The 9,911-nt window shown below is 67.0% G+C and carries 8 protein-coding genes; 2 read left to right on the top strand and 6 right to left on the bottom strand.

The genetic code is table 11. From position 1 onward, the window contains the following. The first annotated feature begins 923 nt into the window (after positions 1–923). Positions 924–1,532: a hypothetical protein gene (locus AKJ09_RS51860; protein ID WP_169928698.1), complete on the top strand. Its 609-nt coding sequence runs from the start codon at positions 924–926 to the stop codon at positions 1,530–1,532. A gap of 31 nt (positions 1,533–1,563) precedes the next feature. Here AKJ09_RS51860 and AKJ09_RS51855 read toward each other — a convergent pair whose 3' ends face one another. Further along, complete coding sequence (locus tag AKJ09_RS51855) at positions 1,564–2,868, bottom strand: DUF58 domain-containing protein (RefSeq protein ID WP_240489008.1); 1,305 nt, start codon at positions 2,866–2,868, stop codon at positions 1,564–1,566. Beyond that, on the bottom strand, positions 2,868–3,893 hold the full coding sequence (locus tag AKJ09_RS51850; protein ID WP_146655283.1) for an AAA family ATPase: 1,026 nt from the start codon (positions 3,891–3,893) through the stop codon (positions 2,868–2,870). Before AKJ09_RS51850 ends, AKJ09_RS51855 begins: the two co-directional genes overlap by 1 nt. Positions 3,894–3,946: 53 nt before the next feature. On the opposite strand from AKJ09_RS51850, the gene AKJ09_RS51845 reads away from it, so the two are divergent. Next, on the top strand, positions 3,947–5,242 hold the full coding sequence (locus tag AKJ09_RS51845; RefSeq protein ID WP_146655282.1) for a protoporphyrinogen/coproporphyrinogen oxidase: 1,296 nt from the start codon (positions 3,947–3,949) through the stop codon (positions 5,240–5,242). A gap of 4 nt (positions 5,243–5,246) precedes the next feature. Here the strand turns inward: AKJ09_RS51845 and AKJ09_RS51840 are convergent, their stop codons facing one another. The 4 genes from AKJ09_RS51840 to AKJ09_RS51825 are packed head-to-tail and all read right to left on the bottom strand — an operon-like array spanning position 5,247 to position 9,785. Next, on the bottom strand, positions 5,247–7,127 hold the full coding sequence (locus AKJ09_RS51840; RefSeq protein ID WP_146655281.1) for a DUF4350 domain-containing protein: 1,881 nt from the start codon (positions 7,125–7,127) through the stop codon (positions 5,247–5,249). After that, complete coding sequence (locus tag AKJ09_RS51835; protein WP_146655280.1) at positions 7,124–7,918, bottom strand: hypothetical protein; 795 nt, start codon at positions 7,916–7,918, stop codon at positions 7,124–7,126. Before AKJ09_RS51835 ends, AKJ09_RS51840 begins: the two co-directional genes overlap by 4 nt. After that, positions 7,915–8,922 carry a stage II sporulation protein M gene (locus AKJ09_RS51830; RefSeq protein WP_146655279.1) on the bottom strand — a complete coding sequence of 336 codons (1,008 nt, stop codon included), beginning with the start codon at positions 8,920–8,922 and terminating at the stop codon, positions 7,915–7,917. The genes AKJ09_RS51835 and AKJ09_RS51830 overlap by 4 nt, the downstream gene beginning before the upstream one ends. After that, a complete protein-coding gene (locus tag AKJ09_RS51825) occupies positions 8,913–9,785 on the bottom strand; it encodes an RDD family protein (protein WP_169928697.1) in 873 nt (290 codons plus the stop codon). The genes AKJ09_RS51830 and AKJ09_RS51825 overlap by 10 nt, the downstream gene beginning before the upstream one ends. Positions 9,786–9,911 lie beyond the last annotated feature (126 nt).

The following is a 9,911-nucleotide window of genomic DNA, read 5'->3' as shown; positions in this document are numbered from 1 at the left end:
CTATCGCAAGCTGGGCAGTGTCGTGGGGCTTGGTTTTGCGGTTTGGTCGCGTGCACGAGCTCGAGCGAGCCGGCGGCGAGCGGTGAGACGGACACGCCGATCGATGCGCGTCGACCCGGCGCCGAAGCCGGAGGAAGCGCGCCGCCGCATGCGACAACCGACGCTGGCTCGAAATCGTCCAGCCCATCGCCGCCGGCAAGCGACGACGGCGCAACGGCGCGAACCGAGACTGCGGATGAGTCGCCGCGAGCCGATGGCGATGCTTCGAGCGAGCCGCCTCCTTCGTCACCTCCCACGAGCGGCGACGACGCCGGCTCGCGAGCCGACGCCGGAGGCGGGCGCTCCGAAGTTGCGCAGTGCAACGAGCTCGTCCAGCGCGGAAGTTCGGTCGAATCGTTGCGAACGGTCGGGGCCGGCGACGGCAGCTTGGAGGGTGGAACCGTCCTCGATGGCACGTACGTGCTCACGCAGGTCACCGACGACGTCGAGTATCCACCGGGAGGCACCCGAACGCCCTACGGAGGGGAGACCTTGCGCATCCGAGGGGGCGAGCTCGAGGAGCTCTTCACGTACCCGTCGGGCGACGTTCGACGCTTCGACGCAACGCTGATGATCGTCGGATCGCACTTCCAACTCGTGCCGACGTGCACGTGGTCGTCGAACCCGGCAAACCTCCCGCTGCTCGGCGACTGGGCCCCCACCGAGCACCAGTCGGGCAGCACGTACTTCGCCGCCACCGAAGGCACGCTCACCTTCTCGACCCCGAGAGGCAACCACGAGCGACTGACCCTCGTGTACACGAAGGTCGCTGACTGAACCTCGGCCCAGACGTTCGAGGCCAGACACGCCCGTCGCGATCACCGGTCGGCGGGGCGGAGCATCTCCTGATGAACGGCAAGCGTTTGCCGGACAGGGGGGGTCAAATGGCCAAGAATACTATTTGTGATGCTCGTAAACTGATCTCGATTCTCGGATTTGGGGCGATGCTCGTCCCTCTCGGATATGCGACGGAAGCGGGGGCCGATCCTGGGGCGGGCTCCGATGCCGGAGACGAGCCCGCCGAGGCTGCGCAGTGCAACGAGCTCAAGCAGCGCGGCAATCCCGTCGAGTCGGTGCGCTCCGTCGGGGGCGTAATCCCCACAATGAATGGTGGGACGATCGCCGACGGCACCTACGTCCTCACGGCGGTGACGGATTTCAACGACGTCCCGCCCGACGGCTTTCAAGCGCCCTATGGCACCGAGACACTGCGCATTCGCGGCGGGAAGATCAAAGAGGTCTTCACGTACCCCTCGGGTGACGTTCGACGCTTCGAAGCGACGCTCTCGATCGATGGAGCCAACCTCCGAATCACGCCAACGTGCGAGTGGGATTCCAATCCGGTGCATTTCCCGCTGCTCGGCGACTGGGCACCCGCCGCGTACCCATTCGTGGCCACGTCCTTCTCCGCCAGCCCGACCACGTTCACGTTCTCGACCCCGAGAGGCAACCATCAGCGCTTGATCCTCGTCTTCAAGCGGCTCTGCGACTGACGAGCAGCGTGGGTAGAGAGGGGTAGAGGGCTTAGAGGAGCCGGCGCGCTTTGACTTCGAGATAGCGTTTCACCAGGAGAGGTGTGACGTCGCCCGGTCGGGCGTCGAGGACGAGCGCGCCGGCGTTGCGGAGGCTGCGGACGATGCCGTCGCGCCAGGCGAGAGATTCTCCGGCGGCGGCGCGAACGAAGGTTTCGGCTTCGTTTTGCGAGGGGGCCACCGCCAGCTCTTCGATGTCCTCGTCGCGCATCAGCACGCAGAGAGGCAAGTGACGCGGCATGAGGCTTTTCACCGACGCGGCGAGCTCGCGGGCGCCGCGCGGTTCGAGCAGGTTCGTGAAGATCACGAAGAGCGAGCGCGCTTTCACCTGGGTCTTCAAGAAGACCATGGCCGCGCGGTAGTCGGTGGCGGCGAGGCCGGCGTCGAGCGCGTAGGCGGCGCGGGTGAGTTTACGACTGCCAATGTTGCCGCCCGTTGGGCGGAGGAAGCTGCGCGGACGGTCGTCGAAGGTGAGGAGGCCCGCCTTGTCTCCGCCGCGCAAGGCGACGTCGGCGGTGAGGAGCGCGGCGCCGAGGGCGCGGTCGATGCTGGTGATGCCCTCCGACTCGCCCCGCATCGAGCGGCCCACGTCGATGGCGAAGACGACGTTCTGGTTCGACTCGGCCTGGTACTGGCGAACGACGAGCTCCTCGCGTCGTGCCGAGGCGCGCCAATCGACGTGCCGGATTTCGTCCCCCTTCTGATACGGGCGCAGGCGTTCGAATTCGGTGTCTCCACCGCGGACTCGGAGACTGCCGACGCGCGCATCTTCGCGGCCTTGCCGGCGCAGCATCTCGAGTGTGCGTGCGGCGTGGACGTCCGGGTAGACGTCGAGCTCCTGGTGAAGCTCGATGCGCTCCTGGCGCTCGAGCAGGCCGAGCGGCAAGCGATAGCGAACCGTCGCCGCGCGAAAGGCGCGCTTGCCTCGACGCGTGGGCGTGAGGTCGTAGCGAAGCGTGACGGTGCCATGCGCGGGGAGCTCGAACTCGCCGGGGAGCCCGGACGCGGTGGCCTCTTCGACGGGATCGTCCATGACGCTCCCCCGAAGAACGCGGTTTCCTCGGTTGTGCAGGACGAGCGTGACCGGATTCGCTCGGCCGACCGAAAAGATGTGAGCGGCGCGTCGCTCCGCGGAGATGAGCGCCTTTCGGCCGGCGAGAGCATCCACTCCGCACATGAGGAGAAGGACACCGTCGATCGCGAGCCACGCCGCATCGAGTCCGCGCACGTAGCCGGCCACCACCGCGATGGCAGTGGCCAGGAACGCGAGGACGACGAGGCGGCGGGTCGGGACCATCACGCGGTGGCTTGACCCTCGGCGGCGGAGGCCTCTGGATTCACGGCGCGGGGAACCGGGAGCGCGCGGAGGATGTCGTCGATGCGCTCGTCGGCCGTGATGCCTTGGAGCTCGGCATCGGGGTGCAGCATGATGCGGTGGCGCAGAACGGCTTTGGCCATGGGCTTGACGTCGTCGGGCGTGACGAAGCTCCGTCCCGCGCTGGCCGCCACCACCTGCGCGGCCTTCATCATGGCAATCGACGCGCGCGGCGAGGCGCCGAGCTCGATCGCGCGATCTTCGCGTGTCTTGCGAGCGAGCTCGACGACATAGGCGATGATCGACTCGTCCACGCGTACGCTCGAGGCGAGCGCATACATCGAGAGAAGCTCGGTGGGCGTGGTCACCGTCTCGAGCGCCGACAGATCCGTGGGATCGAATCCGAGTGCGTGCGATCGAACGATGCGGTGCTCGACCTCGCGCGGCGGGTCGGCGACGGTGAGCTTCACGAGGAAGCGGTCGAGCTGCGCCTCGGGTAGCGGGTAGGTGCCCTGCGATTCGACCGGATTCTGGGTGGCGACCACGATGAAAGGCGCAGGCAGGGGGCGCGACGTTCCGTCCACCGTCACCTGGCGGTCCTGCATTGCCTCGAGGAGTGCGGACTGCGTCTTGGCCGGCGCTCGGTTGATCTCGTCGGCCAAGAGCAATTGGCAGAAGATGGGGCCGGGCACGAACGTGAAAGCCGCACCGGCGTCGCTCGCCCGCCGGTCGTGGATGCTCGAGCCCGTGATGTCGCTCGGCATGAGGTCGGGGGTGAACTGGACGCGCTTGAAGCTCGCCCCCGAAACCCTCGCGAAGGCCCTCGCCACGAGTGTCTTCCCAAGCCCAGGCGCCCCCTCGACGAGCACGTGACCTCCGGCGAGCGCAGCCACGAGGAGGCCGAAAACCAGCTCTTCTTGGCCGATGACGACCCGCGCCATTTGGGTGCGGATGCGCTCGAACGTCTGCTCGAAGGTGGCGGGCGTGCAGGCCGTGGTCGCCGACATGACCGCGAGCTTACCTTTGCTCGCCTGCCAAAGTCACACTAGCTTGCTTGTCGATGGATAAGGTTCGCACCCTGATCGTCGGCGCAGGCATCACGGGGCTCTCCACGGCAGTCGCGCTGCGTGAGCGGGGAGACGACGACTACCTGGTGGTCGACGGAGATTCCGAGATCGGCGGCTACTGCAAGACGGTGAAGAAGGAGGGGTTCGTCTGGGACTACTCCGGGCACTTCTTCCACTTCAAACATCCCGAAATCGAGGCGTGGCTCCGGGAACGCATGCAGGGCCAGCGCATTCGCAAGGTCGAGAAGAAGTCGTTCATCCAATACGGCGATCGCCAGATCGACTTCCCGTTCCAGAAGAACATCCATCAGCTTCCGCAGAACGAGTTCATCGACTGCCTCTACGATCTGTACTTCGCGCGCGCGCCGCGGGAGATGGTCGGTGCGAGCGCGCCCGTTTCTCCGCCTTCGAGCGAAGACAACTTCAAGTCGATGCTCTACGCGCGCTTCGGCAAGTCGATCGCCGAGAAGTTCCTCATTCCGTACAACGAGAAGCTGTACGCCACCGACCTCTCGACGCTCGACAAGGATGCCATGGGGCGCTTCTTCCCCCATGCCGACCTCACGGACATCGTCCGTAACATGAAGGTCGCGAACAATGCGAGCTACAACGCTACCTTCACGTATCCCGAGGGCGGCGCCATCGAATACGTGAAGGCCATCGCGAGTGAAGTGAAGCCGGGTGGAATCGCCCTCGGCGAAGCGCTCCTGTCGATCGACCTCGACGCGAAGGTCGCGCGCACCACGAAGCGGGACATTGCGTTCGAGCGGCTCGTCTCTTCGGCTCCGCTTCCGCGCCTGCTCGCCATGGCCAAGGTTCCCCACGATGGCTCGGTGTTCTCGTGGAACAAGGTCCTCGTCTTCAACTTCGGTTTCGACAAGAAGGGCCAGCGCGACGTCCACTGGATGTACTACCCGGACCCCGCGCTTTCGTTCTACCGCGTCGGCTTCTACGACAACATCTTCGACGGCGATCGCCTCAGCATTTATGTCGAGCTCGGTTACGCGAAAGACGCCGTGGTCGACGTCGAGACCGCGCGCGCGCAGGTCCTGAAGGACCTCGCGAAGGCCGGTGTCATCACGGATCATCGCCTCGTGGCCGAGCACTCCGTCGTCATGGATCCGGCGTACGTCCACATCACGCAGCGCTCGATTGCCGAGTACGGTCGCGTGTCGTCGCTCCTGCGCGAGCGCGGCGTGTACTCGATTGGTCGCTACGGCGGATGGACGTACTGCAGCATCGAGGACAACATCGTCGAGGCCCGCGAGCTGGTCGCCTCGCTCGCCTGAGCCCTCAGCTCGATTCCATCGCTTTCACGAACAGCGCGCGCAGGCGTTCGACCGTTTCGAGCTCGTCGCCGAGCGGCGAATCGGTCGTCTTCGCCGCGACGGCCCGCTCGTAGACACGGGCCGCCTCTGCGCGCGAGACGCCCGCGCGCTGCGCGAGGAACGCGACGGGATCGGTTCCCTGCGGGATGCGTTCGCGCAGCCTCGTCTCGACGAAGCGACCGTACGCGGCGAGGGCATGGGTCTGTGCCCTCGCACGGCCGTAGAAGGCTCCCGTGGCCTCCACGTGTTCGCGGAACGTGCGCCGCTGGGCGGGCCGGGCAGGGCGCGGTCGTGCGCGCCGGATACCGACGGCAAGAAAGAGAACGAGAGAGGCGGCGAGCGCGTGGAATGCACCGCGCGTCAGGCCGGCCTGCGCGAGCGCGGAGAACGGATTCGAAGGCGGCGACACGCCGTCTTGCCGGCGCGCGACGTACACCTTCGGATGCACCTCCTCGCTCGCGTCGGCAACCTCGTCGAGCATCGCCACGAGCGCCGCGGCATTGTCGGGGCGGGCCGCGCTCACGTTGCTGAAGAGATCACTTCCCGCGACACCAAGGACCAGGCCGCGGCCGACCTCGAGCGTTGCTGCGTAGGGAGCGTCCCCGAGGCGCGCAAACGTATCGGCCTTCTCCCATGCGAACGATTCCCGATGCGCCACGCGCGCACGAACGTCGCCGCCTGCCGCGTGAACCACGATCTCGTGCGTGCCGTCTTCCGTCATCGTCTTGGGCGCGGCCCCGAGCTCCTTCGGCCACGACAATGGCGATCCGAAGAGGACGAGCTCGCCTCCCGCTTCGACCCACCGCATCAGGTGAGCCTCCGTCTCGTCTTCGAGGGGAACGCGCTCGGTGTCCACGATCAAGATCGAGGGCACGATCGAGGGAGACGCCTTCTCCTCGATGGGAAGCGTCGCCAGCGACGTCGTGAGGTAGCCCACGTCGTAGCCCGTGCGTTTCAGCACGTCCATCGGGAGGGAGTCATCCGCGGGATCGGAGTCGTTCGGGCGCTTCGTGAGCTGCCCACATCCGGCGAGCACGAGGACCAGAGCGGTCAGGACGACGCCACGCACGAGCGACGTTGCCCTCGAGGCGATGCGTGCGACGTCGTCCTGGTTCGGCGCGAGCTTTCCGAACTCGACCTTGTCCACCTCGCGCACGATCTCGGCCAGCGCCGTGCGCGACGCGGGATCCTCGAGGCTTCGCACGTACTCGCCATTCGTTCGATGGCGCGCCAGGCGAAGGCGTCCCGAGCGATCGAGCGCCGAGAGGGACGCCGCGAGGTAGAGCGACAGAGCTTTGCCGAGGTCTCCGCTGCGCGCTCGTGCGTCCGCCTCACGCAACGCTTCTTCGGCATCGGAGACGCCTTCGACCCTCGCAGGTTCCTCGGCCGGCGTTGCCACGTTGCGCGCACGAGCGTTCACGTCGCGCACGACCTTGTCGCGCTTTGCCTGCAAAAGGCCTCGTACGACAGGAATGGCGACCACGATCACGATCGCCACGACGAGCACCCAGGCGAGAGCTTTGGCCAGCGAGGCAAGCGCATCGAGGAGCGCCCGGTACTTGTCGTTGTCCTCCACGACGGGAGGTTCTTCGCACGCTCGGACGAGCGCCTCGCAGCCTTCGAGGTCTTTCGCGAGAGGACAGAGTGCCTTCTGGTCCTCGCCGAGCGGCGTGGTCGGCGCGCTGCAGAAGCGATAGGCGCCCTCGTGCATGGCCGTGCGCGAGGCCTCGCGTGCCACGTCGGCGCGGGGATTCGTTCGCTCGGGCTCGGCCGATGCGATCGACGCCTGGAGGAGCGCCATCGTCACGAACGCGCCGTGGAGAGCCGCTCGACGGATGCGCCTCATGCGTTCCCCTTCGCCGCTTCCGCGCGGGCCGCGATGGCGGCGAAACGAGTTTGGATGTCCCAACCCTCGGCGCGCGTACGCAGGTTCAGGTACACGAAGAAGCGCGCGGTCGTGAGGTACGGCAAAACGGCGAACCAGCCGACGAAGGCGAGGACGCTCCCGCCATTTGCCCAGAGCGGAGCGGGCGGACGGAACTGCAGGAGGTCGGCGATGGCCATGCGACCACCGACGTCGGCCACGAGGACGCCCGCGAGCGCCGCTGTCGAAAACACGATCACGGCGAAGAGCGCATCGGCCAACGACGCGCTGGCGATGCGATGAGACCGAACGAACGCGTGCCCGATGCCCGCATTTTCGAGGAGGAGAACCTCCGTCGAAAAGAGCGAAACCGCCGCGAACCAGAGCCCTGGTACGAAGAAGAACGCGGCCATGATGAAGAGGCCTGCGAGCCAGGTCAGACGGAGTGCGAGCACGCGCGGGAGGGTGCGCAGCGAGGCGCGTACGACCTCACGCACGCGAACGTCGTCTTCGAACACCAGGCGCGAGACGAGGAGCGTGAACGGCACGTCCGCGGCGAACGCGAGCGCCAAGGAGAGCGCCCACGCGGCGGCCCAACCCTGCGTGCGTCCGACGGCGATCGTCGCGCCGAGACTGGGCACGAGGACGAGCAGCGCGAGTTTGCCGAAGTCGCGCGCGTGGACCACGGAGAAGCGAAGCGCCAGATCGAGGACGTCGAGCAGTGATCGCTCGCGAAACGTCACGCGCGCCCGGAGGACGTCGAGGCCGCTCATGCGTCGTCCTCGCTCGGTTGGGGCGCATCACGCCCGGCGAAGAGGATGTAGCCGAGCACCAGCACGAACAACGTGGCGCCCACCGCGACCTTCACCTCGCGCGTGATCGTGGAGCCCGACCAGAAGCCCTCGATGCCGGCCGCCATGAGCAACATCGCCGCGGCCCCGAACACGATGACGACGATCTCGCGCGCGGTCTTCTGCAGCGATGCGAGGCGGGTCATGGGGCCCGGCGAGACGATCGACCAGCCGAGGCTCAAGCCGGCGCCGCCCGAGATCACGATCGCGCCGAGCTCGAGCGAGCCGTGGCCGACGATGAACGTCAGGATGTTCGCGCCAGCCCCCTGCGAGGCCACGTAGCCGAGCGTTGCTCCGATCGTGAGCCCGTTCTGGACGAGGTAGAAGGCCGAGCCGAGGCCACCGAAGATGCCGAGGGCGAAGCAGCGAAGCGCGATGCCAACGTTGTTGTAGACGTAGAAGCCCGCCATCATCGCATCGGAGCCGCTCCCGCGTGCGTGCTCGAAGCCATGTGCATACGCCTCCGTGAGCGGCCTCAGCATCGCCTCCGGTGCGACGTGGAATGCGAAGCTCGGATCACGAAGGGTGAAGAATGCACCGATGGCGAGCGGCACGAAGAAGAGCGCCGTGGAGAGCAGCATGGCTCGCCAGCGTGCGCGCACCGCCCGCGGGAAGGCATAGAGCCAAGCGTTGCGCACGGAGCTTCGCGTGCGGGTGCGGCCGTCGCGGTCGTAGAGGACCGCATGCGCCGAGGCCGTGAGGCTCCGGAGGTAATCGACGAGCGGTGCGCTGTATCGCGCCGCCTGAGCGGCAGCGAGATCGGCACAAATGTTTCGATAGAGAGGCGGCAGCCGCGCGATGTCTTCGGGCGGCAGCTTCTTGAGGCGGGTGCTCGCCGCCTTCCGCGCGAGCGCGTCGAGCTCGTCCCAGTCCTTGCGGCGGCGTTCAGCGAAGGCGCGCTCGGTGAGGGTGGATGCTAGCGCCATGCCGCGCCCCCCTTGGGCTTGGTCTCTTTCTTCGATGCCGCAGGCTTCTTCGATTTCGGTCCGGGGCGCCACGACGACGACGGCGCCTCGACGCGTCCTCGATTGACGGCGCGGTCGTACACGAGGGCGAGCAGGCGCGACGGATCGGAGTGGCGATAGCCGAGACGCGCGCCGATCGGGCCGGCAATCATTTCGGCGAGCTCGTGCTCTCGTGCGCGGCCCAGCGTGTAGCGGCGTCGCAGGAACATCTCGATGGCGATTCGCTCGTCTTCGTCGAGGAGAACCTCGTCAGGCAGCGTCGAAAGCTCGGCGGAGGTGGCCGGCGGAGTGAGCTCGAGAGGCGCCATGCGCGACGTCCGCTCGGGGATGACCACCATGGTGCTCGCGGCAAGATCTCCGAGGCGCTGGAATTTGGACGACAGCGCCATCGAAACGAACCCGATGACGTACGCGGTGGGGAGGAGGTCTGCGGCGCGGAGCAGGTTTCTCACGGCGGCCGCACGGAAGCCGATGGCGCGTCCCTCCGTCGTTACGACGCGGAGGCCGAGCGCCATCTTTCCCGGCGAGCGACCGAGGAGGGCCTCCCAGAGAAAGAAGTACAGCCACTGCGCGGCGAACAGGAGAAGGAGCAGTAAACCGCTTGCGGCCTTGGCTGCCTCGGACAGCTCCTCGCTCGGGCTCGCTCCGTTCGCACCGATCACGACGGCGAAGACGAGCAAGGCGACCAGGGCGACGACCGCGTAGCAGAGGAGCAGGTCGAGGAGGTTTGCGAGGCCGCGCCTCACCGGCCCGGCGAGGCGATACGAGAAGACGATGTGTTCGGGCGTCTCGACCGCAACGTCGGTATCGAGGGGAGCCTTCACGCGTCGAATCTTACTCGGGGTTCGAGAGGAAGGCATGTGCCTTGGCCGTCGTGCCGCCTTTGCAGGGCGCCATCGCGGTCTTCGGTCTGCTTCGCCCGTTGTCCGAACGCTCGTCGGCTCCGTCCG

Source organism: Labilithrix luteola (genome assembly GCF_001263205.1).
Taxonomy (GTDB): domain Bacteria; phylum Myxococcota_A; class Polyangia; order Polyangiales; family Polyangiaceae; genus Labilithrix; species Labilithrix luteola.
This window is presented reverse-complemented; position numbering and strand designations above follow the sequence as displayed.